Origin of the sequence: Pseudomonas sp. BIGb0176 (assembly GCF_024810175.1) — a bacterium.
GTDB lineage: Bacteria > Pseudomonadota > Gammaproteobacteria > Pseudomonadales > Pseudomonadaceae > Aquipseudomonas > Aquipseudomonas protegens.
Genome location: NZ_JANUEC010000001.1, coordinates 1,447,997 through 1,469,855, shown reverse-complemented (window position 1 = coordinate 1,469,855; position 21,859 = coordinate 1,447,997). Strand labels below are relative to the sequence as shown.

Genomic DNA, 21,859 nt, shown 5'->3' with positions numbered 1-21,859 from the left:
TAATGAAAATAACGCCATTTCACGCTTTTGTTTTTTCATCCCTTCACGCTCGGCACAGCGCAGCCGCGCTGTCCTTTATAGCACCTGTTTCGACTGCCATCCTGCGGAGGCTGCCATGACTGTTTCCGTGGCGGCACCCGGCGTCTGGACCGATAGCAAGCGTCACCTGTGGTGGCTGGGCACCTTGCCCATGATCACCCCTCTGCTGTCGGGGATCTTTGCCCTCACCACCGGGGTGCAAGTGTTCTGGTGGAGCGGGGTCCTGGTGATCTTCGGCCTGATCCCGCTGATTGACGGCCTGATGGGGGAAGATGCCAGCAACCCGCCTGAATCCGCCGTTCCCGATCTGGAAAAACAACCCTACTACCGCTTTATCGTCTACAGCTGTGCCGTGCTATCGGTACTGTCTTTGGTGGTGACCGCCTGGATGGCCATCAGCGGGGTGGACTGGATCATCGCCGGCGGCCTGCTGCAACTGAGTGAACAACTGCACCTGCAAGGCAGCCTGGCGAGCTTCGCCGCCTTCCTCACCGAGCGTGCGCAACTGCACGGCAGTATCGGCTGGTTCACCTACCTGGGCATGGCGATGTCCACTGGCGCGGCCACCGGCATTGCCATCAACATCGCTCATGAGCTGGGGCACAAGAACCGCGGGATGGCCAAGTTCCTGGCCAAGCTGGCCCTGGCTTCGACGTTCTACGGGCACTTCTTCGTCGAGCACAACCGCGGCCACCATGTGCGGGTGGCCACCCCGGAGGACCCGGCCAGTTCGCGCCTGGGCGAATCCTTCTGGAGTTTCCTACCGCGTACCGTGTGGTTCAGCCTGAGTTCGGCCTGGCATCTGGAAAGCCAGCGCCTGGAAAAACTCGGCCTGCCGACCCTGCACTGGAAGAACGGCGTGCTCAGCGCCTGGCTGTACAGCGTGGTGCTGTGGGGCGTGCTGATCGCCTGGCTGGGGGCGGCGGTGATTCCCTTCCTGGTGATCCAGGGGATCTACGGCTTCTCTCTGCTGGAGGTGGTCAACTACGTCGAGCACTACGGTCTGCTGCGCCAGAAACAGCCCAACGGCCGCTATGAACGCTGCTCGCCGCGCCACTCCTGGAACAGCAACCGGATCGTCACCAACATCTTCCTGTTCCAGTTGCAGCGCCACTCCGACCACCACGCCAACCCGACCCGTGCGTATCAGGCCTTGCGTCACTTCGACGAGTCGCCACAGCTGCCCTATGGCTACGCCACCATGATCGTCTGGGCCTATGTGCCGGCCCTCTGGCGGCGCCTGATGGACCACCGGGTGCTGGCGCACTACTCGGGTGATGTACGCCTGGCCAACATGCACCCGGCCAAGCGTGACGAGCTGCTCAAGCGCTACGGCTTCAGCAACACCGATTCAGACACCGCTCTTTAGTTGTACCGCTCACCCCTTCAAGTGCTGGTGAACCGGTCGTGTTCGCCTGTGATGTGCCCGCTTGAAGGGTGAGCAACGCAGTAGGCAGTCCTTAAGCAAGTTGACCGACAACAACAATAAGCAACTGTAAGGAAGTCACGGATGTCTATTTCACCGCTATTCACTGCCCAGTTGTTCGTGGTCCTGGTGGGGATCTCCCTGATGGGCGCCGCCGAAGCCGCGCGCATTGAACCGGCCAATACCGAGTTCACCGCCAAGGGCCCCATCAGCTTTGCCAAGAGCATCATCAATGCCGACTGCACCATCCAGGTCAGCGGCAAGGTCAGCCCCGACGGCAGCTTCGCCAGCGTCGAGAAAGTCGACTTCAGCGGCGGCCTCAAGTGCGGCCAGGTGGAAGCCACGCACCTGCCCTGGAAGCTGATCGCCAAGGACGAAACCAGCGGCGCCATGTCGGGTATCCAGGTCACCGTGCACGCGCCCCTGGTGGGCGGCGACTGCGGGCCGTCCACCGCCGAAGGCAGTTGGAACAACAGCACCGGAAAACTCGAAGCGGCCCAGGTCAGCCTCGACGGTGGCTGCACCATCAAGACCGTATCGATCCAGATGCCACCCACGTTCCGGGTTGCACCCTGACGCGCACGTCACACCTTTATCGAATTGAAGATTTGGCTGGAAAGGGAAGCTCGGTCGCTGTTCTCCGTGTCGTCTCGCTCAAGGCCATTACCCCGGCGAAATGAATCGCCATACATGTGAGGAAAAACAACAATGAAAGGCATCAAAACTCTCGTGTCCGCCACCGCCATCGTTGCCTGCTTGGGAGCTGCTTCCATGGCCAGCGCTGCATCCATCGCCATTGATGGTGCGAACCCGGATGGTCCGTTCACTACCCCTGGCGGCACCATCACCGTGCGCTCGCCGTCCTCGTTCAACCAGCCCGTGACCTGCAACATCAACTTCAGCGGCAACATCGCCGGCGGCGTGGCCAGCATCACCGGCGCCACCGTCAGCGGCAGCAACGCGCTGTGCAACCTGCCGAAGATCACTGGCTTGCCATGGACCCTGAGTGCCTCCAGCACCACCGCAGGTACCGTGACCAACGTGGGTTACACCATTTCCTTCTTCCCTGCCACCAACTGCGGTCCGACCACCATCAACGTGGCCTGGAGCAACGTGACTCACTCGCTGAGCCTGAGCACGCCTCAGACCCTGAGCGGTGGCTGCTCCGTGGATGTGCTGAACGCCAAGCCGTCGCCACAGGTCAGCGTGATTTAAGCGTTATCTGGAACCAAGGGCTGATCACCCGCTGAAGGACACCGCCTCGCAAGAGGCGGTGATCTGCAGATCAGGAGGGCCCTGTAGTGTCGGTTGCTATCGATAATAATAAGGAGTGGGGCATGAATAATAAGAAACAACAGTTGCAGATCGCGGTGGCACTCGCCCTGTTGGGGGGCTTTGGTGCGATCGGCACTGTTCAGGCAGGCGGCTTCACCACGCCTACCTACGGCGCTCCCGGATGGGGCCGGGCCTTCGGTGGTGGTTCGTTGTTCAAGAACGACCCCAGCGCGGCTTACAACAACCCGGCGGCCATGGCGTTTATCGATCAGAACGTGGCACAGATGACGGTCGACTACGCCCGCATCAAGATGAAATACAAAGGCGATGCCTACGATTATCAAGGGAATCCGGCCACCACCTTGCCGGTGGATGCGTCCGGCGTCCCCACCGGTGGCCCGGTGCCCCTGGAGGGCAATGGTGGCCAGGGCGGCTTCACCGCCTGGTTGCCGACCGGCTTCATGGTAATGCCGATCAACGATCAGTTTGCCTTCGGCCTGAGCCAGGTCGTGCCCATGGGCATGCGCAGCACCTGGGACAACGACAATTCCAAGATCCGCGACTTTTCGGTGGATACCAAGATCGAGACCGTGGGCCTGACCGGCTCGCTGTCGTTCAAGGTCAATGACGACTTCTCCCTGGGTGCCGGGGTCATCGTCCAGCACAGCAAGGGCTTCGTCAGCCAGAACCTCAACCTGACCGGTGCCGCGGCGGTATCTCCCGGCCTGGGCGGGATCCCGCTGCCATCCGGCGTCGGGGCGAACCTGATGCGGGTCAAGGTGGACAATACCTCGGTAGGCTGGTTCACCGGCGTGGTCTGGAAACCCACCGACCGCGACACCCTGGGCCTGAACTACCACGCCAAGATCAAGAACAAGATGGACGGCAAGTACAACGTGCGTGCCGACGCGGTAGGCCGCCAGTACATGACCCAACCGGCCGGGCCCAATGGTGAAAGCCTGGTGGAACTGGCCTATCCCGGCCTGAAGCTGAACCCGGATGGCGCCAACGCCAGTGCCCAGCTGGACATTCCAGCCTCCGCCGGGCTGGACTGGGTGCACGTGTTCGATGACCGCTTCACCCTGGGTGCCAGCATGCTGTGGACCCAATGGTCGTCGTTCAAGGACCTGACCCTGAAGTCCGATGGCAATACCCTGGTCTCCATCCCGTACAAGTACAAAGACACCATGATGTATTCCCTGGGTGGCGACTACCGCTTCACCGACCAGCTGACCCTGCGGGCCGGTGTGGCGTACGACCAGACACCAACCCGTAACAGCACACGTGACCCGCGGATTCCCGACAACGATCGCTGGTTCACTTCCTTGGGCTTCGGCTATGACATCAGGGCGATCCCCGGCCTGACCATCGACGGCGCCTATTCCCGGCAATTCGTCAAGGAAGCCAAGATCAAGACCCAGAACGTGGACCGTCTCGGTGCCTCGCGCCTGGATGGCAAGGTCGACGCCAAGGGCGAGGTGGTGAGTCTCTCCGCGACCTATCACTTCTGAGGGTAAAGGCCTTACCCACGCCTCGAGATAACGGCAGTACAAAGGGATTGTGCTACTGCCGTCGGCGGGACGGGTCACCCCAGGACCCGTCTTGACCTGCCATTTCCCCAAGCCCTGGCTGACATCGTTCGGCCGTTGTGCGTTGCTGAAATCACTCAAAACAATATTTAAAAATAAAATTTGAAACGCGGCAGTTTCCTTTGTAGGGTGATCTTCGAGGGGCCGGCACAACGCCCAGGCTCCAAGTGGTCGTCTGCATAGAACAAGAGAGGTATTCCATGATTGTCTGGTTATTGGTGGGACTCGCCGCTGCGTTCGCACTGGCCTATCGGCAGGCCCCGGCATCCTGGTGGCTGGGCTCGGCCCTGGTCTGGCTGGGGGCAGGGCACTGGTTGGGCCTGGTGGGCTCGCTGGGCATCAGCCTCGCGGCGCTGCTGGTGGTGCTGCCGGCTGCGCTGCTGAGCGTCAAGCCGCTGCGTCGGGCCTTGCTCACCCGTCGTGCCCTGGTCATGTTCCGCAAGATCATGCCGGCCATGTCCGACACCGAGCGCGCGGCCATCGAATCCGGCACGGTCTGGTGGGATGCCGAGCTGTTCAGCGGCAAGCCCGACTGGTCGCGCCTGATAGGCGCCGCGCCGGCCAGCCTGAGCGCCGAAGAGCAGGCGTTCATGGACAACGAAGTGGAAACCCTGTGCGACATGGCCAACGACTGGGAAACCACCCAGGTCTGGCAGGACCTGTCGCCCAAGGCCTGGCAATACACCAAGGACGCCGGCTTCCTGGGGATGATCATTCCCAAGCAGTACGGCGGCAAAGGCTTCTCCCATTACGCTCACTCCCAAGTGGTGATGAAACTTTCCACCCGCTGCTCGGCGGCGGCAATCTCGGTGATGGTGCCCAACTCCCTGGGCCCGGCCGAACTGCTGCTGCACTACGGTACCGAGGCCCAGCGCCAGCATTACCTGCCGCGCCTGGCCCGGGGCGAAGACATTCCCTGCTTCGCCCTGACCAGCCCCTATGCCGGCTCCGACGCCGGGGCCATTCCCGATACCGGCGTGGTCTGCAAGGGCCAGTTCGAGGGCCAGGAAGTGCTGGGCTTCCGGGTTACCTGGGACAAGCGCTACATCACCCTGGGCCCGATCGCCACGGTGCTGGGCCTGGCGTTTCGCGCCGAGGACCCGGACGGCCTGCTGGGCACCCAGGGCAGCCTGGGGATCACCTGCGCGCTGATTCCCACCACTCATCCCGGGGTCAATACCGGGCGGCGCCACTGGCCGCTGAACGCGGTGTTCCAGAATGGCCCGACCACCGGCAAGGATGTGTTCATCCCCCTGGAATGGGTGATCGGCGGTGGCGACCAGGTGGGCAACGGCTGGCGCATGCTGATGGAATGCCTGGCCGCCGGGCGCGCCATTTCCCTGCCCTCGGCCAACGTCGGCCTGGGCAAGGTGGCGGTGCGCGGCACCACGGCCTACGCGGCGATGCGCAAGCAGTTCGGCCTGCCCATCGGCAAGTTCGAAGGGGTGCAGGCGCCCCTGGCCCGCATGGCCGGGCACCTGTATGCCTGCGACGCGGTGCGCAAGGTCTCGGTGGCGTCCCTGGATGCCGGCGAGAAGCCCTCGGTGATCTCGGCCATCGCCAAGTACCACGTCACCGAGCGCGCCCGGGCCATGGTCAATGACGGCATGGACATCGTTGCCGGCAAGGGCATCTGCATGGGGCCCAACAACTTCCTGGCCCGGGCCTACCAGCAAAGCCCGATCGCCATCACCGTGGAAGGCGCGAACATCATGACCCGCTGCCTGATCATCTACGGCCAGGGGCTGATCCGTTGCCATCCCTATGTCTTTCGCGAGATGGAAGCGGCCCGGGATACCGGGCGCAAGGGCCTGGAAGCGTTCGACAGCGCGATGTTCGGCCATATCAGCTTCGTCTTCGCCAACACCGTGCGCGCCGCGGTGCATGCGGTCACTGGCGGGCGCCTGATCAAGGCCCCGGGCAACACTGACAAGGCCCTGGCCGCCTATTACCGGCAGATCCAGCGTCTGTCGGTGGTGCTGGCCCTGGCCTCGGACATTTCCATGGGCGTGCTGGGCGGTGCCCTCAAGCGCAAGGAAAGCATCACCGGGCGCCTGGGGGACATTCTGTCCCAGCTGTACATCCTGTCCTGCGTGTTGAAGCGCTTCGAGGACGATGGCCGGCCGCAGGCCGACCTGCCGCTGGTGCACTGGGCCGCCCAGGACTGCCTGCTGCGGGCCCATGAAGCCCTGGCCGAAGTGCTGGACAACTATCCGTCCAAGGCTGCCGCGCGGATCATCCGTGGCCTGAGCTTTCCCCTGGGAATTCCCCAGCGCAAGCCGTCGGACCGCCTGCTGGCGCAAGTCGCCGAACTGGTGCAGACCCCGGGCCCGACCCGCGACCGCCTGCTGGCCGACTCCTACATCCCGCAGCCGGACATCGACAAGCTGGCCTATGGCGAACTGGCGTTCCGCTTGCAGCCACAGGTGGACCTGATCGAGGCGCGGCTCAAGCCGGCGATCAAGCAGGGCAGCCTGGCACCGTTGCCGATCTCCCGCGAGGCCTTCGTGATCTGGCGGGTCAAGGCCCTGGAGCTGCAACTGATCAGCCCGGACGAGGACGAGCTGCTGGGGCGCTATGTGGAATACGGCGACCACGCGATCCAGGTCGACGATTTCCCCCAGGACTTCGGTCTGCTCGAAGCCCTGCAACAGCGTCAGGCTCACTTCGAACAAAGCGCCAAGCCGGCCTCGCGCAAACGCGCGGCCAGCAGCGAAGACGCGGTGGCCGCCAGCGATTCGGCCTATTGACCCTCTACAGGATTGGATCGGGATCTTTTTATGTCTGACGGTTATCTTTCGTTCGTCAATTCCGGCTGGGGCCGCTGGCTGGCCCAGCGCTCCGGCCTGCCGCAACCGGTGCCGCTGCAACGGCACCGCGAGGGGCAGGGCGGCAACCTGCTCAACCCGGTGGTCCTCGCCGCAGCGCCCGAGGGGCGCCTGCTGGGCGAGCTGCAACGGATCTTCGCCGCCACCGACACCGTGGCGGCCCAGGCCGCAAGCATCACCGCGCCTTCCACGGTGAAGGTCCAGGGCCTGGTGTTCGATGCCAGTGGGGTGGCCGACATCGCCCAGCTGGACGAGCTGTACCGCTTCTTCCACGCCAATGTGCGGCGCCTGACTGCCCACGGCCGGGTGCTGGTGCTGGGTACGCCGCCGGAGCACTGCAAGGAACTGGCCCAGGCGGTGGCGCAACGGGCCCTGGAAGGCTTCGTGCGTTCCCTGGGCAAGGAGCTGCGTCGGGCCATCACGGTGCAGTTGCTGTACGTCGAGCCCGGCGCCGAAGCCGAGCTGGACAGCAGCCTGCGGTTCTTCCTGTCGCGCCGCTCGGCCTATGTATCGGGGCAGGTGGTGCGCATCGGCGAACCGGTGGAAGTGCCCCGGCACATCGATTGGCAACAGCCCCTGGGCGGGCGCCGGGCACTGGTCACCGGGGCCTGCCGCGGCATCGGCCTGGCCATTGCCAAGGTCCTGGCCCGGGAGGGCGCCCAGGTGGTGTGCCTGGACATTCCCCAGAGCGAGGCCGAGCTGCAGCAGGCGGCTGCCGGGATCAAGGGCAGCGCCCTGGCCCTGGACATCACCGCGGCCAACGCCGGGCAACGCCTGCTGGAGTTCGTCGGCGAGCACGGCGCCTTCGATATCGTGGTGCACAACGCCGGCATCACCCAGGACAAGACCCTGGCGAAGATGACCGAGGCAGCGTGGCGCAAGGTCATGGCGGTCAACCTGGAAGCGCCGCTGCTGCTCAGCCAGGCGCTGCTGGAAGGCCAGGGCCTGAATCCCGGCGGGCGCATCGTCTGCGTCTCGTCGATTTCCGGGATCGCCGGCAACCTCGGGCAGAGCAACTACGCCACCTCCAAGGCCGGGGTCATCGGCCTGGTGCAGAACCTCGCCCCTTTGGCGGCGCGCCAGCAGATCACCGTCAATGGCGTGGCCCCGGGTTTTATCGAAACCCAGATGACCGCGAAGATCCCGCTGATGATCCGCGAGGCCGGGCGGCGCATGAACTCCATGAACCAGGGCGGGCAGGCCGAGGACGTGGCGCAAACCATCGCCTGGCTGGCCCATCCGGCCTCCGGCGGGATCAATGGACAGGTGGTCCGCGTCTGCGGGCAAAGCCTGCTGGGGGCCTGAGCCATGAATGCTGATACCGCAATTCGCATCATCGAGCCGCCGCCCTCCCGGGGGCAGCTGCTTTACGACGGCATCCGCAGCCTGCGCAAGCCCAAGCCGGACGCCGCGCCCCAACTGCCGACGGAGCGCCTGGTGCGCCCGGCGGTAGAGCTCAAGGCCGACGAAATAGCCCGCTACGCCCAGGCCTGCGGTTTTCGCCGGGAACACGGGGTGCCGCTGGCGTTTCCCCACACCCTGGCGTTCCCGCTGCACCTGTTGCTGCTGACCCGCCCGACGTTTCCCTACCCGGCCAGCGGCATGGTCCACCTGGCCAACCGCATCCGCCAGTACCAACGGCTGGAGGAGGGCCAGGCCCTGCGCCTGGAAGTGTTCGCCGAGCGCTGGCTGGCCCATCCCAAGGGCCAGGCCCTGTCGATTGCCACCCGTGCCCACAGCGGTGGCAGCCTGGTCTGGGAAAGCGACAGCCTGTACCTGCGCCGCGGTGTAGCCGGGCCCATCGGCGAACCCTGGGAGGGCTTGTTGCAATGGGATGAACACGCCCTGGTGCGCACTCAGCGCTGGAGCCTGGGGGGTGACCTGGGCCGCCGCTTTGCCCAGGTCAGCGGCGACTTCAACCCGATCCATACCTCATGGCTGGGCGCCCGGCTGTTCGGCTTCCGCCGGCCCATTGCCCACGGCATGTGGACCCTGGGCCGGGCCCTGGCGGCCCAGCAACCGCCCCATCCTCTGGCGGCAGCCCAGCTGGACTGCGAGTTCAAGCTGCCGATCTTCCTGCCGGCGGCGGTGACCCTGTGGAATCGCCTGCCGGACGGCCCGCGCCATGAGTTCGAAGTGCGCAACAACGCGGGGGACAAGCCCCACATGCGCGGTCTATTTATCTGGGGAGCTCGTTGATGGCTGAGTACAGTTTCAATCCGGCGCCGGTCCGCCGGGTGGCGATCCTGGGCGGTAACCGGATTCCGTTCGCCCGTTCCAACACGGTATATGCCAATGACAGCAACCAGGACCTGCTGGTGGCGGCGTTGCAGGGCCTGGTGGATCGCTACGGCCTGTCGGGCCAGCGCCTGGGGGAGTTCGCCGCGGGGGCGGTGATCAAGCATTCGCGGGATTTCAACCTGGCCCGGGAAAGTCTCTTGTCCACCACCCTGTCGCCGCAGACCCCGGCCTATGACCTGCAGCAGGCCTGCGGCACCGGGCTTGAGGCGGCGCTGCTGGTGGCCAACAAGATCGCCCTGGGGCAGATCGAAGTGGGCATCGCCGGGGGCGCCGACACCACCTCCGACGCGCCCATCGGCATTAACGAAGGCCTGCGCCGCACCTTGCTCCAGGCCAATCGCGCCAAGGGCACCGGCAACAAGCTGCGCAGCCTGCTCAAGGTGCGCCCGGGGATGTTCTTCAAGCCGTTGCTGCCACGCAACGGCGAGCCGCGCACCGGGCTGTCCATGGGCGAGCACTGCGAAGAAATGGCCAAGCGCTGGCAGATCAAGCGCCTGGCCCAGGATGAACTGGCCCTCACCAGCCACCACCAGTTGAATGCGGCCTACCAGCGCGGCTTCTTCGATGACCTGATCACCCCGTACCGCGGCCTGAAACGCGATAACAACCTGCGGGCCGACGCCAGCCTGGAGAAGCTCGCCGGCCTGGGCCCGGCCTACGACCGCCACAACGGCACCCTGACTGCCGGCAACTCGACCCCGCTCACCGATGGCGCCTCGGTGGTGCTGCTGGCCAGCGAAGACTGGGCGGCGGCCAACAACCTGCCGGTACTGGCCTACCTGCGTACCGGGGAAACCGCCGCGGTGAACTTTGTCGACGGCAGTGAAGGGCTGCTCATGGCTCCGGCCTATGCCGTGCCGCGCATGCTCGCCCGGGAGGGCCTGAGCCTGGAGGATTTCGACTTCTACGAGATCCACGAAGCCTTTGCCGCCCAGGTGCTGTGCACCCTCAAGGCCTGGGAGGACGCTGATTACTGCCGGGACAAGCTCGGCCTAGACGGACCGCTGGGCAGCATCGAGCGCAGCAAGCTCAACGTCAACGGCGGCTCCCTGGGCTGCGGGCATCCGTTCGCCGCCACCGGTGGGCGGCAACTGGCGACCCTGGCCAAGGCGATCCATGAGCGCGGCGGCGGCCGCGGGCTGATTTCCATCTGTGCAGCAGGCGGGCTGGGCGTAACCGCCATCGTCGAAAAATAAAATAACAAGGAGACTGCCAATGAGTGTCGTGAGCCTGCAACCCGTCGAGCGTATCTGGCTGAACGCTTACCTGCCGGGAGTGCCCAGCGATATCGAAGCCGAGATCGACCGTTACCCGTCGCTGCGGGAAGTGTTCCTCGAACACGTGGACAAGTATCGCCAACGGGTGGCCTATGTGAGCATCGGCACCGAGATGGGCTACGACCTGTGGGAGAAGCGGGTATTCGCTTTCGCCGCCTGGTTGCAGTCCAAGGGGGTGAAGAAGGGCGACCGGGTGGCGTTGATGATGCCCAACTGCCTGCAGTACCCGATCTGCCTGTTCGGCACCCTGCTGGTGGGGGCCGTGGTGGTCAACGTCAACCCGCTGTACACGGCTCACGAACTGCGGCACCTGCTCAAGGACAGCGGCGCCGAGACCGTGGTGATCTTCGAGAATTTCGCCCACACCCTGGAACAGGCGATGCCGGGCAGCCAATTGAAGAACATCGTGGTAGCCGCCATCGGTGACCTGCTGGGCACCTTCAAGGGCGCAGCCCTGAACTTCGCCTTGCGCCATGTGCAAAAGCAGGTGCCGAAATTCAACCTGCCCGGGGCCATCCGCTTTCCGGCGATGATGAAGCTGGCCAGCGTGCTGGAGCACCGCCCGGTGGAACTCAAGCAGGACGACATCGCCTTCCTGCAATACACCGGCGGCACCACCGGCGATGCCAAGGGCGCCATGCTCACGCACCGCAACATCCTCGCCAACCTGATGCAGGCCAAGGCCTGGGTCGGTGACCAGCTGGACGAGAACCAGCAGGAAACCAACGTCACCCTGTTGCCGCTGTACCACGTGCTGTCGCTGACGGTGAACTGCCTGATGTTCATGTGCCTGGGCGGGCGCAACATCCTGATCGCCAACCCGCGGGACGTGAAGCGGGTGCAGATGATCCTGCGCAAGGAAAAGTTCAGCGGCATCGTCGGGGTCAACACCCTGTTCAACGGCCTGCTGGAGAACGAAGAGTTTCGCGGCAGGGATTTCTCCGACCTGAAGCTGGCGATTGCGGGCGGCATGGCCACCCACACCTCGGTGGCCCGGCGCTGGAAGGAAGTCACCGGGGTGCCGATCATCGAAGGCTACGGCCTGACCGAGTGCTCACCGGTGGTGAGCATCAGCCCGATCGACATTGCGCGCATGCGCGAAGGCGATTTCACCGGAACCATCGGCGTACCGCTGCCTTCGACCTGGGTGCGCTTCGTGCGCGAGGACGGCCAACTGGCCGAGCTGGGCGAGGAGGGCGAGTTGCAGGTACGCGGGCCGCAGGTGATGAAGGGCTACTGGCAGCGCCCGGAGGAAACCGCCAAGGTTCTGGACCGCCACGGCTGGCTGTCCACCGGGGATGTCGGGGTGATGAACGAGCAGGGCTTCATTCGCCTGGTGGACCGCAAGAAGGACATGATCCTGGTCTCCGGTTTCAACGTGTACCCCAACGAGATCGAGGATGTGGTGGCCCTGCACCCCGGGGTGGCGGAAGTGGCGGCGATTGGCGTCGAGGATGATGTGACCGGCGAGAAAGTGAAGATCTTCGTCGTGCGCAAGGACCCGGCGCTGACCCAGGACCAGTTGCTGGCCCACTGCCGGGAATACCTCACCGGCTACAAAGTGCCGCGCTATGTAGAGTTCCGTACCCAAGAGCTGCCCAAGACCACCGTGGGCAAAGTCCTGCGCCGCGCCCTGCGCTGACCCGCAGGAGCCGGCTTGCCGGCGAAGAAACCCCTGGGCCTTGCGCCGTTCCCGAGGGCGCCTTCGCTGGCAGGCCAGCGCCTACAAGGCGTTGGGCAGGCGAACCTGGCCCGGTTGCAGGCCGAACACTTCCACGCCCTCCGGGGTCGATTGGCCCACGGTCACCGGCACCCGCTGGCCTGGTTGATCGGCCGTTGCCCGGTATTCCACGCTCATGCCGTCGGCGTCGCGCTGGATCGCCGCAGGCGGCAGCACGATGGCCTGGTCGTTGCGGTAGGTGACGATGGTCAGCCGCGCGCTCATGCCCAGGCGCACCCGTTGCAGTTGTTCGCGGCTGAGCTTGGGCACCGACAGGGTCACCGGGAATTGCGCTCCGGCACCTGCGGTTTCGTTGGGCAGGGCCAGGCTGCTGACGATATCCACCACGCCTTCCAGGCGTTCACCATCAAAGCCGTCACCGAGAATTTCCACGCGCTGCCCCTGGTGCAGTTGGTTGATGTCCAGCTCCGACACCTTGCTGACGATCTTCAGCTGTTCGATGTTGGCCAGGCCGAACAGCACTTGCCCCGGGCTCAGGCGTGAACCGGTCTGCACCGGACCGTTGGCGGCACCGGCGGTGTTCGGGCCCGCGCCGCCATTGGGTGGCGGCACCACGATGCCGGCAAAGGGGGCGACCACGTTCTTGTGCTCCAGCAGTTTGCGCAGGGCGTCGTACTTGACCGTGGCGTTGGTCAACTCCATTTCGGCAATCTGCCGGTATTCCCCCGTGCCCTGGTTCAGCGCCTGCTGCAATTCACTCTGGGCGGCGGCCAGGTCCAGGCGCTGCATCTGTGCCTGTTGCTCCTGGTCGTTGAGCTCGTTGCGCGGAATGATTCCGCGCTGGAACAGGTTCTGGCTTTCCCGCAGCTTGCGTTCGGTATTGGCCAGGGACATCTGCGAGTTGCGCAGGGTACGGCGGGCCCGGGTGACCACGGCGCCGTTGTTCCAGTCCTGCAGCTCCTGGACGGTGCGGCGGGCCTTGAGCAAGGTGGAAAGGGCTTCGCGCGACTGGATTTCCACCAGCCCCGGGTCCATCTGCAAAAGGACCTGGCCGGCCTCTACGCGCTGGCCCTGTTCCACCAGGCTGGCCTGCACATTGCCTTCGAACGGGGCGGTGAGGACCACGGTCTTTTGGGGTTCGATCTTGCCCACCAGGCCGATCTGGTGAGTCAGTACCGTGCCTTGCACGCTGACCCAGCGGGCCTCGCTGGCCGGAGTGCTGGCGGGGGACTGGAGGGTGACCAGGGCAGCGGCGCCCACGGCGAGGGCGACGGCCAGGGCCAGCGCTTGCAGGGTATGGCGACGGCGCTTGCTCGCCTGCGGCTTGTCAGAAGTCATTGAGCGCAATGTCCCAGCTCTCCAAAGTCATGCCCAGGGTCAGGTCCAGTTGCGTCTGGGCGTTCAGGTAGGCGATCAGCGCATTGAGCCGGGCATTCTCGGCGTTGCGCAGGTCACCCTCGAAACTCAGCACCTGGAAGTTGCTGGAACGGCCGGCACTGAGCTTTTCCCGTTCGATGTCCAGCTTGCGCTTGGACAGTTCGCTGGCGCGCTGGGCAATCTCGTACTGGCGCCAGCGGGTGCCCAGGTCGCGCACCACGTTGTTGACGTCACGCTCCAGCACCTGGCGGGCATCGGCCAGGAGGATTTCCTGGTTCTCCACATTGACCCGGGCGTGGACCTCGGCCTGGCGGGTACTCAGGTCGCCAATGGGAATCTGCACCTGGACCCCGGCGTAGCTGTCCCAGCGCCGGTCCGAACCGTTGCTGGTGTCATTGTCATAGCGGCTGCGGGTCTGGTTGGCCCCGGCCACCAGGGATACGTCCCAGCGTGACTGGTCCTTGGCGATCACCAGGTTCAGATCGGCCTGCTGGCTGCCCAGCAGGGTAGCCAGGTATTCGGGCTGCTGGATCTGCGCAAGGCGCAGGGCCTCGCGCTGGTCGATGCTGATCTTGGCCGCCTGCAGGGCCTCGCTGGCGTGGATCCGGCTGGACATGTCCAGGGCCAGCAGACGCAGCAGCGACAGGCGGTTGACGTCCACCTGGTTGCGCGCTTCCTCCACCCCCAGCTCCTGGCTGGCGATGTCGGCTTCGGTCTGCACGATCTCGAACTCGGCCATGCGCCCGGCGCTGATCAGCGCGCGGTTGACTTCCAGCAGGGCATTGGCGCGCTTGAGGGCTTCCTGGGCGATGGTCAGCTGTTCCTGGGAACGCAGCAGCTCGCGGTAGGTGGTAATGATCGCGGTGATGGTCTGGGCGACCCCGGCCTTGAGGTTGAGGCGGTTGCTTTGTTCGGTGATGCGCGCCAGGCGCAACGGCGCGGTGGTCACGTCCCAGCCGGCGCCGCGCAGCAATGGCTGGATGATCGCCAGGTCCAGGCCGTCGCTGCGCTGGCGGCCGGCCCGATCGGCTTTGTTCAGGTCCTGGATCCAGGCCATGCTCAGGCGCGTGCCGTACTCGCTCAACAGGCTGGTGGCCGGGGCCATGTTGAGGTTCTGCGTGGTGTCGCTGCTGCCCCGGGTGGTGCGGTAGTTGCCGGTGATCAGCAGCTTGGGGTTGAACACATCCTCGGCCACCCGCAGGTCGAACTTCTGCGCCACCCGCTGCAGGTACGAACTGCGGATGCTGCGGTTGTTGCGCAAGCCCAGGTAGACCGCGTCCCCCAGGGTCAGGTCGGTGACCTGCTGGCTGAGCAGGGCGCTGCGCGAGTAGTCGCTGCGCATGGTGGGAGCGGAAGGGCGATCCACCCGCTCATCGGCGCTGAGCGCCGGCAAGTACAAAAGGCACAGGCAGGCGAGTGTTCGCAGGCGCCAGTCATTCATCGCGCAACGCCTCCACCGGTTGCAGTCTGGATGCCGAAATGGCCGGGTACAGGCCGAAAAACAGGCCCACCAGCAGGGTGCTCCCGATCCCCAGCGGCAGTGCGGCTCCCGCGAGGGAGAAGTGCCAGCCGGACATCCGGGCGTAGATAAAGGCCGAGGCGACCCCCAGTATCGCCCCCGACAGGGCGCCGACTGCGGTCAGGCTGACCGCCTCCAGCAGGAACAGGTTGCGGATGTCCTTTTGCCGGGCGCCCAGGGCCATGCGGATGCCGATCTCGCGGCGGCGCTCCGAGACATTCATCAGCATCACGTTCATCACCCCCACGCCACCCCCCACCAGGGAAATGCCGCCCAGGGCCATCAGCAGGTAGCCAAAGGTGCGGCTCTGCCGGGTCATGCCGTCGATGATCTGCTGCGGTACCTGCACTTCCACCTCACGTCCGCGCAGGATCTTTTTCAAGGCCTGGGTCATGGCCGCGGCGACCTGCTCCATGTTCTGGCCACCGGCGACCCGGGTCACCACGTTGTCGATCTGTGGCGAAGGGAAAATCCGCCGCATGCTGCCCTGGGGCAGGAACACCGAGTCATTGGCCTGGATTGGCACCAGCACCGCGCTGGGCTGGTTCTGCAGGATACCGATGACCAGGAACAGGTAGTCGTTGATCCGCACCCGGTCCCCCAGTTGCAGCGGGGCCCCGGCGGCGCCCAGGGTCTGAGCCACCTGATGGCCGATCACCGCATAGATTTCGTTCTGATCGAAGTCCGAGAGAAAGCGCCCCTCACGCAACTGCAGGCGCATGGCCGGCGCCAGCTCGGCGGTCGCGCCCACCACGCTGGCGTTGGCGGAGCGGCCATTGCGAATAAGCGTGGCGCTGAGCAACACCGTCGGGGCAATGTTGACCAGGCTAGGCACCGCCTGGCTCAGCGCCCGGGTGTCCAGGGCCGCGGGCAGCGGCGTGCGGCTGTCGGCGCTGGCGGGAAAGCGGGCCACCAGGGTGTCGGTGCCCATGTTCTGGAAGATCGCCGCGGCGTCCTCGGCGGCGTTGTGGCCGATGTTGATCAGTGCCACCACCGAGGAACTGCCGATGACGATGCCCAGCAGGGCCAGGATCGAACGCTTGCCCAGGGTGCGCAGGCTGACGAAGGCTTCGTGCAGCAACTGGCTGGCGCTTTGCTCGACCTTGAGGCTCATGCCGGGCAGACCTCCTGCACCACGCCATTGGTGACACGGATCTGCCGTTCCAGGCGCTGGGCGATATTGGGGTCGTGGGTGACGATGATCAGGGTCACCCGGCGCTCGCGGTTCAGCGCCAGCAGCAGGTCCATGATGTCCTGGGCGGTGTGGCTGTCGAGGTTGCCGGTGGGTTCGTCGGCGAGGATCACCGAGGGTTCGCCCACCAGTGCCCGGGCGATCGCCACCCGCTGGCGCTGGCCGCCGGAAAGGTCCGCCGGGCGGTGGTCGGCGCGTTGCCCGAGGCCTACCTGGTCGAGCATGTGCATGGCCCGCTCCAGGGAATCACGCCGGGCCACGCCGCGGTAGCTCAGGGGCAGGGCGACGTTGTCCAGGGCGCTGAGACGCGGCAGCAGGTTGAAGCTCTGGAACACGAAGCCGATCTGCTGGTTGCGGATCGCCGCCAACTGGTCGGGGCTGGCGCGGAAGATATCGTGGCCGGCAAAGTGATAGTCGCCGCTGTCGGGCAGATCCAGCAGGCCGAGAATGTTCAGCAGGGTGCTTTTGCCGGAACCGGAGGCACCCAGGATGGCGCAGCTTTCACCGGCCTCGATGCAAAGGGAGACGTTCTTGAGAATGTGGAGCGGTTGCTCCGCCAGCCGATAGCTCTTGCCTATGCCCTGCAGGGAGATAAAACCTTGCTCGATTATCGTCTCTGTCATCGCTTACCGCGCCGGCTGGCTCGACTGGCTGCTTGAACAACCACGGGGCGCAGGGATCACGCAACAGGGGTATTCAGGGGCAGGGCCAAGCTCTGGTTTTATTTATTATTTTAAAAACATTGTTTGAATAGTAACTGCGTTCATCCTGCCACGCCAGCCGTCTGAACCGGGTAATTGAGGGCTTTTTCCAGGTTTTTTTGCGGAGAAACCCGTGGGTCACAAAAAGGCCGGTGGCCACCGTGACGGTCCCTCGGGCGCTTGCTTTTAGGGCTTCTCGCAGGTATAAAAAATCAAATTTTTTTTTAAAACACTGTTCGAACGGTCAGTTTTTCATCCCAGCAAAGGTTAGTCCTCCATGGTCGCCAAGAAACTCAGTGCCCCCAATGTCACCAAGACCCGACTGCTGGAAGCGACCGAGGCATTATTTATCAAGTACGGCTACGACGCGGTGCTGCTGCGCCAGATCACCGAGCGGGCCAAGGTCAACCTGGCGGCGGTGAACTACCACTTCGGCGACAAGGATTCGCTGATGAAGGCCCTGTTGATGCAGCGCCTGGGGCCACTCAATGATCAGCGCCTGGAACTGCTGGCCAAGTGCGAGGAACAGGCCGAGGGCCCGCTGGACTGCGAAACCCTGCTGGGGGTGCTGTTCGCCCCGGCCATGGGCCTCGAGCGCAGCGACGAGAGTGGCGGCGTGGAAGGGCGCTCGTTCATCCGCTTCCTTGGCCGGGTCTACAGCGATACTTCGCCCTTTATCCAGGAATACCTCAAGGAGCATTACCAGCCGGTGTTCGAGCGCTTCTTCAAGGCCTTTGCCCTGGCTTTGCCGGACCTGCCGCGCAACGAGCTGGGGGTGCGCCTGCAATTTGCCCTCAAGGCTATTTCCGGCGTCATGGCCGGCACCGAGCTGCGCCTGCTGATGCAGGCCATGAGCCTTGGACGCCCGGCCACCGATGCTGAAGTCATGGCCAAGCTCATCAGCCTGGTGTCGGCGGCGATTCGCGCCCCCATGCAGGACCCCGATTCCGAGCAGGCCCTGGAGAAAGTCCTCGATACCCAGCGCCTGATCCGTCAGCAATCCCATTCCCTGGCCGGCTGATTCCCGGCTGAGCCGCCCGGCCCCGACAGCGCAGCAGGATCATTCGGAGCGTCAATGATTCTCGGGGCAGGTGCCCACATCTGCTAGGTTCTGCTCCTTGCATCTGCCTTGGAGCATTCGCCATGAGTTCCTCCCAACAGCATGTTCTGGCCGTCAACGGCATCGAGCTCAGTGTGCGGGTCAGCGGCCCGGAACACGGGCAGCCGGTATGGCTGCTGCACGGTTTTCCCGAGTGCTGGCATTCCTGGCGCCATCAAGTGCCGGCCCTGGTGGCAGCGGGGTTCCGGGTGTTCGTCCCGGAAATGCGTGGCTATGGCCGCAGCTCGGCTCCCGAGGCGGTGCAGGCCTACGACCTGCTGACCCTGTGCGCCGATATCCAGCAGGCCATGCACGCCTTCGGCCAGCAGCGGGTGTGCATCGTCGGCCACGACTGGGGCGCCCCCGTGGCCTGGCACCTGGCGCTGCTGGAGCCGCAGCGGGTGGCGGCGCTGGTGACCCTGTCGGTGCCCTTTGCCGGGCGGCCGAAACGCCCGGCCAGCGAGATCATGCGCCAGGTGCACGGCGAGCATTTCAACTACATCCTCTACTTCCAGCAGCCGGGAGTGGCCGAGGCGGAACTGGACGCCGATATAGACGCCAGCCTGCGCCTGTTCATGGGCAATGTCGGTGCATTGCTGCAACCCAAGCCGGCCGATGCCCGGTTGTTCGACGGGGTGACGGTGCCCGCAGGGTTGCCGCAGTGGTGCAGCGGGGAGGATTTCCAGGCCTATCGCCAGACCTTCACCGGGCGCGGCTTTCGCGGTGCCCTGAACTGGTACCGCAATTTCGAGCGGACCTGGAAGCGCACCGAGTTCCTGGCCGATGCCCAGGTCCAGCAACCGACCTTGTTCCTGCTGGGCGACCAGGACCCGGTGGGTGTACTGGAAGCCCATACCCTCAAGCGCATGCCGGGCAAGGTGGCGGACCTTGAGCAGCACCTGCTGGCGGACTGCGGGCACTGGATCCAGAACGAACGGCCGCAGCAGGTCAATGCCCTGTTGCTGGATTTCCTGCAGCGCCGGTTCACCTAGGGAGCCCGCCGCCCCGCAGGAGCTGGCGTGCCAGCGAACACGCCAGCAGGTGCGGCGCAAGGTGTTCGCCGGCAAGCCGGCTGCTACGAGGCCGGGTGGTGCCAGCGAAGGGGGCCGATCAACCGAGCATTTCCCGCATCCGGTGCCAGAGCATGCCCAGGGCCAGCAGTGGTGCCCGCAGGGCCGGGCCGCCGGGGAAGGTCATGTGCGGTACGCCGCTGAACACGTCCAGGCCGCGACTGTGGCCGGCATGGATGGCCTCGGCCAGTAGCCGCGCAGTCCAGTGGGTGACGTTCAGGCCATGCCCGGAATAGCCCTGGGCGTAGTACACATTGGGGTACTGCGACAGGCGCCCGACCTGGGGGAAGCGATTGGCGGTGATGCCGATCTTGCCGCCCCACTGGAAGTCGATCGCCACATCCTGCAACTGCGGGAAGACCTTGAGCATCTTGGGTCGCATGTAGCCGGCAATATCCGCCGGATCACGCCCCGAATAGTGGCAGGCACCGCCGAACAGCAAGCGCCGGTCCGCGGTCAGTCGGTAGTAGTCCAGGCCGACTTTCTGGTCGCACAGCGCCAGGTTGTCCGGGATCAGTTGCCTGGCCCGGGCCTCGGCCAGCGGCTCGGTGGTGATGATGTAGCTGCCCGCCGGCAGCACCTTGCCACTGAGCCGCGGCTCGAGGTCTTCCAGGTGGGCATTGCAGGCCAGCACCAGGTGCCCGGCGGTGACAGTGCCGGTTGCGCAGCGCACCTTCACACTCTCGCCGTGGGTCAGTTCCAGCACCGGGCTCTGCTCGAAGATCCTTACCCCCAGGGACGCTGCCAGCCGCGCTTCGCCCAGCACCAGCTTGAGCGGGTGCAAGTGCCCAGAGCCCATGTCCACCAGCCCCCCGGCATACACCGAGGAGGCCACCACCTGCTGCATGTCCTGGGGCGCCACCAGCCGAGTGGGGTGGCGGTAGCCCAGCCTGACCAGGCTGTCCTGCTCGGCCTGGAAGGCGGCGAACTGGGCCGGGGTGTTGGCCAGCTCACAGAAGCCCCAGCGCAGGTCGCAGTCGATGGCATGTTCGCTGATGCGCTGGCGTACCACCTCCACCGAGTCGATGCCGGCCTGCTCGAGGTATTTCACCCCTTCCTGGCCGACGTAGCGGGCAAAGCCTGTGACCTCGTGGCCAATGCCGCGGATCAGTTGGCCGCCGTTGCGCCCGCTGGCGCCCCAGCCGATGCGCCGGGCTTCTAGGAGGATCACCGAGAGCCCGCGCCGGGCCAGCTCGATGGCGGTGTTGACCCCGGTGAAACCGCCGCCGATCACGCAGACGTCGGCGCTCGGTTGGCCCTCCAGCGATGGGTAGCCGGGCAGGCTGCCGGCCGAGGCGGCGTAGTAGGAGCGGGCATGCCCGTTGGCGCTGCCCGAAAGGTTTGGCTGAATCATTTGTTGGACTTCACTTTGCTCCAGGAGCGGGTCATCAAGCGCATGATGGCCGGCGACTGGGTGGTGGAGATGTACAGCTTGTCGAGCACGGCCTGAGGTGGATAGACCTCGGGGTTGTTCACCAGGTCGGCCTCCATGTACTGCTGGGAAGCCGGGTTGGGGTTGGCGTAGCCGACATAGGCGCTGACCTTGGCGATCACTTGCGGGTCCAGCAGGTAGTTGATGAAGGCGTGGGCTTCCTTGACGTTGCCGGCATCGGCGGGAATCGCCAGCAGGTCGAACCACAGGTTGCTGCCTTCCTTGGGAATCGAATAGGCGATGTTCACCCCGTTCTTGGCTTCCTTGGCCCGGTTGGCGGCCTGGAACACGTCTCCGGAGTAACCGAAGGCGATGCAGATATCACCGTTGGCCAGGTCCGAAACGTACTTGGAGGAGTGGAAGTAGGTGATGTAGGGGCGCAGGGTCAGCAGCTTGGCCTCGGCCTTCTTGTAGTCCTCGGGGTTCTCGCTGCGCGGGTCCAGGCCCAGGTAGTTGAGCACCGCCGGGAACACTTCATCCGGCGAGTCCATCATCGACACCCCGCACTGCTGCAGCTTCTTGAGGTTCTCAGGCTCCAGCAGCACCGCCCACGAGTCGATGTGGTCGATGCCCAGTACCTGCTTGACCTTGTCGACGTTGTAGCCGATGCCGTTGGTGCCCCAGAGGTAGGGCACCGAGTACTGGTTGCCGGGGTCGTTCTGCTCCAGCAGGGCCAGCAGCTTGGGGTCCAGGTTCTTCCAGTTGGGCAACTGCGAGCGGTCGAGCTTGAGGAACGCGCCGGCCTTCACCTGGCGCGCCAGGAAGTGGTTGGAGGGCACTACCACGTCGTAGCCGGTGCGCCCGGCCAGCAGTTTGCCCTCCAGGGTTTCGTTGGAGTCGAAGACGTCGTAGATCACCTTGACCCCGGTCTTGCCCTGGAAGTCGGCGAGGGTGGTCTGGCCGATGTAGTCGGTCCAGTTGTACACGCTGACACTGGGTTGTGCCTGGACGGCGGTGCTGCACAAGACCGCCAATGCTGCCGGGACCACTGCTTTCAAAAGACGCATATCGACACCTCTTCGGGTTGTTTTTGTTGATTGCAGAATGCGGGTT

Annotated in this window: 17 protein-coding genes; 11 read left to right on the top strand and 6 right to left on the bottom strand. The window is 64.9% G+C overall.

Annotated features, from left to right (window positions below; all coding sequences use genetic code 11):
- Positions 1 to 115: 115 nt before the first annotated feature.
- The 9 genes from M2395_RS06235 (at position 116) to M2395_RS06195 (ending at position 12,377) form a co-directional block, all read left to right on the top strand.
- Positions 116 to 1,408, top strand: a complete 1,293-nt coding sequence (locus M2395_RS06235) for an alkane 1-monooxygenase (protein WP_011061224.1) — start codon at positions 116 to 118, stop codon at positions 1,406 to 1,408.
- Positions 1,409 to 1,549: 141 nt separating this feature from the next.
- Complete coding sequence (gene praA / locus M2395_RS06230) at positions 1,550 to 2,041, top strand: alkane oxidation protein activator PraA (RefSeq protein WP_015635562.1); 492 nt, start codon at positions 1,550 to 1,552, stop codon at positions 2,039 to 2,041.
- Between the two features lie 132 nt (positions 2,042 to 2,173).
- The gene (gene praB / locus M2395_RS06225) at positions 2,174 to 2,680 is read left to right on the top strand and encodes an alkane oxidation protein activator PraB (RefSeq protein WP_011061226.1); all 507 of its coding nucleotides are present in this window, start codon (positions 2,174 to 2,176) and stop codon (positions 2,678 to 2,680) included.
- A 122-nt stretch (positions 2,681 to 2,802) separates the two neighbouring features.
- Positions 2,803 to 4,251: an outer membrane protein transport protein gene (locus tag M2395_RS06220; protein ID WP_015635564.1), complete on the top strand. Its 1,449-nt coding sequence runs from the start codon at positions 2,803 to 2,805 to the stop codon at positions 4,249 to 4,251.
- Positions 4,252 to 4,529: 278 nt separating this feature from the next.
- Positions 4,530 to 7,079 (top strand): acyl-CoA dehydrogenase, encoded by a 2,550-nt coding sequence (locus M2395_RS06215; protein WP_123430802.1) that lies wholly within the window; start codon positions 4,530 to 4,532, stop codon positions 7,077 to 7,079.
- A gap of 30 nt (positions 7,080 to 7,109) precedes the next feature.
- Positions 7,110 to 8,462: a 3-oxoacyl-ACP reductase gene (locus M2395_RS06210; RefSeq protein ID WP_123430801.1), complete on the top strand. Its 1,353-nt coding sequence runs from the start codon at positions 7,110 to 7,112 to the stop codon at positions 8,460 to 8,462.
- Positions 8,463 to 8,465: 3 nt separating this feature from the next.
- Positions 8,466 to 9,356 carry a MaoC/PaaZ C-terminal domain-containing protein gene (locus M2395_RS06205; RefSeq protein WP_123430800.1) on the top strand — a complete coding sequence of 297 codons (891 nt, stop codon included), beginning with the start codon at positions 8,466 to 8,468 and terminating at the stop codon, positions 9,354 to 9,356.
- Positions 9,356 to 10,654 carry an acetyl-CoA C-acetyltransferase gene (locus M2395_RS06200; RefSeq protein ID WP_011061231.1) on the top strand — a complete coding sequence of 433 codons (1,299 nt, stop codon included), beginning with the start codon at positions 9,356 to 9,358 and terminating at the stop codon, positions 10,652 to 10,654. The genes M2395_RS06205 and M2395_RS06200 overlap by 1 nt, the downstream gene beginning before the upstream one ends.
- Before the next feature lie 19 nt (positions 10,655 to 10,673).
- Positions 10,674 to 12,377 carry a long-chain-fatty-acid--CoA ligase gene (locus tag M2395_RS06195; RefSeq protein ID WP_015635569.1) on the top strand — a complete coding sequence of 568 codons (1,704 nt, stop codon included), beginning with the start codon at positions 10,674 to 10,676 and terminating at the stop codon, positions 12,375 to 12,377.
- A gap of 81 nt (positions 12,378 to 12,458) precedes the next feature.
- Here the strand turns inward: M2395_RS06195 and M2395_RS06190 are convergent, their stop codons facing one another.
- Genes M2395_RS06190 through M2395_RS06175 form a run of 4 tightly spaced genes read right to left on the bottom strand, consistent with a single transcriptional unit; the run spans position 12,459 to position 17,127 of the window.
- A complete protein-coding gene (locus M2395_RS06190) occupies positions 12,459 to 13,754 on the bottom strand; it encodes an efflux RND transporter periplasmic adaptor subunit (protein WP_015635570.1) in 1,296 nt (431 codons plus the stop codon).
- On the bottom strand, positions 13,744 to 15,234 hold the full coding sequence (locus M2395_RS06185) for a TolC family protein (RefSeq protein WP_011061234.1): 1,491 nt from the start codon (positions 15,232 to 15,234) through the stop codon (positions 13,744 to 13,746). Before M2395_RS06185 ends, M2395_RS06190 begins: the two co-directional genes overlap by 11 nt.
- Positions 15,227 to 16,426, bottom strand: a complete 1,200-nt coding sequence (locus M2395_RS06180) for an ABC transporter permease (RefSeq protein ID WP_015635571.1) — start codon at positions 16,424 to 16,426, stop codon at positions 15,227 to 15,229. The genes M2395_RS06185 and M2395_RS06180 overlap by 8 nt, the downstream gene beginning before the upstream one ends.
- Entirely contained in the window at positions 16,423 to 17,127 is a 705-nt protein-coding gene (locus M2395_RS06175; RefSeq protein ID WP_015635572.1) for an ABC transporter ATP-binding protein, read from the bottom strand. The genes M2395_RS06180 and M2395_RS06175 overlap by 4 nt, the downstream gene beginning before the upstream one ends.
- A gap of 355 nt (positions 17,128 to 17,482) precedes the next feature.
- Here M2395_RS06175 and M2395_RS06170 point away from each other — a divergent pair, with 355 nt between their 5' ends.
- The gene (locus tag M2395_RS06170) at positions 17,483 to 18,226 is read left to right on the top strand and encodes a TetR/AcrR family transcriptional regulator (protein WP_011061237.1); all 744 of its coding nucleotides are present in this window, start codon (positions 17,483 to 17,485) and stop codon (positions 18,224 to 18,226) included.
- 122 nt (positions 18,227 to 18,348) lie between these two features.
- Entirely contained in the window at positions 18,349 to 19,296 is a 948-nt protein-coding gene (locus tag M2395_RS06165) for an alpha/beta fold hydrolase (protein ID WP_123430799.1), read from the top strand.
- Positions 19,297 to 19,414: 118 nt separating this feature from the next.
- Here the strand turns inward: M2395_RS06165 and M2395_RS06160 are convergent, their stop codons facing one another.
- Both M2395_RS06160 and M2395_RS06155 read right to left on the bottom strand, forming a co-directional pair.
- Positions 19,415 to 20,728 (bottom strand): FAD-binding oxidoreductase, encoded by a 1,314-nt coding sequence (locus M2395_RS06160; protein WP_123430798.1) that lies wholly within the window; start codon positions 20,726 to 20,728, stop codon positions 19,415 to 19,417.
- Positions 20,725 to 21,813 (bottom strand): polyamine ABC transporter substrate-binding protein, encoded by a 1,089-nt coding sequence (locus tag M2395_RS06155; RefSeq protein ID WP_015635574.1) that lies wholly within the window; start codon positions 21,811 to 21,813, stop codon positions 20,725 to 20,727. Before M2395_RS06155 ends, M2395_RS06160 begins: the two co-directional genes overlap by 4 nt.
- Positions 21,814 to 21,859 lie beyond the last annotated feature (46 nt).

Bases quoted from the DNA above. Each gene is read 5' to 3' on its own strand.
- M2395_RS06235 (WP_011061224.1), top strand. From the start codon at position 116: ATGACTGTTTCCGTGGCGGCACCCGGCGTCTGGACCGATAGCAAGCGT.
- praA (WP_015635562.1), top strand. From the start codon at position 1,550: ATGTCTATTTCACCGCTATTCACTGCCCAGTTGTTCGTGGTCCTGGTG.
- praB (WP_011061226.1), top strand. From the start codon at position 2,174: ATGAAAGGCATCAAAACTCTCGTGTCCGCCACCGCCATCGTTGCCTGC.
- M2395_RS06220 (WP_015635564.1), top strand. From the start codon at position 2,803: ATGAATAATAAGAAACAACAGTTGCAGATCGCGGTGGCACTCGCCCTG.
- M2395_RS06215 (WP_123430802.1), top strand. From the start codon at position 4,530: ATGATTGTCTGGTTATTGGTGGGACTCGCCGCTGCGTTCGCACTGGCC.
- M2395_RS06210 (WP_123430801.1), top strand. From the start codon at position 7,110: ATGTCTGACGGTTATCTTTCGTTCGTCAATTCCGGCTGGGGCCGCTGG.
- M2395_RS06205 (WP_123430800.1), top strand. From the start codon at position 8,466: ATGAATGCTGATACCGCAATTCGCATCATCGAGCCGCCGCCCTCCCGG.
- M2395_RS06200 (WP_011061231.1), top strand. From the start codon at position 9,356: ATGGCTGAGTACAGTTTCAATCCGGCGCCGGTCCGCCGGGTGGCGATC.
- M2395_RS06195 (WP_015635569.1), top strand. From the start codon at position 10,674: ATGAGTGTCGTGAGCCTGCAACCCGTCGAGCGTATCTGGCTGAACGCT.
- M2395_RS06190 (WP_015635570.1), bottom strand. From the start codon at position 13,754: ATGACTTCTGACAAGCCGCAGGCGAGCAAGCGCCGTCGCCATACCCTG.
- M2395_RS06185 (WP_011061234.1), bottom strand. From the start codon at position 15,234: ATGAATGACTGGCGCCTGCGAACACTCGCCTGCCTGTGCCTTTTGTAC.
- M2395_RS06180 (WP_015635571.1), bottom strand. From the start codon at position 16,426: ATGAGCCTCAAGGTCGAGCAAAGCGCCAGCCAGTTGCTGCACGAAGCC.
- M2395_RS06175 (WP_015635572.1), bottom strand. From the start codon at position 17,127: ATGACAGAGACGATAATCGAGCAAGGTTTTATCTCCCTGCAGGGCATA.
- M2395_RS06170 (WP_011061237.1), top strand. From the start codon at position 17,483: ATGGTCGCCAAGAAACTCAGTGCCCCCAATGTCACCAAGACCCGACTG.
- M2395_RS06165 (WP_123430799.1), top strand. From the start codon at position 18,349: ATGAGTTCCTCCCAACAGCATGTTCTGGCCGTCAACGGCATCGAGCTC.
- M2395_RS06160 (WP_123430798.1), bottom strand. From the start codon at position 20,728: ATGATTCAGCCAAACCTTTCGGGCAGCGCCAACGGGCATGCCCGCTCC.
- M2395_RS06155 (WP_015635574.1), bottom strand. From the start codon at position 21,813: ATGCGTCTTTTGAAAGCAGTGGTCCCGGCAGCATTGGCGGTCTTGTGC.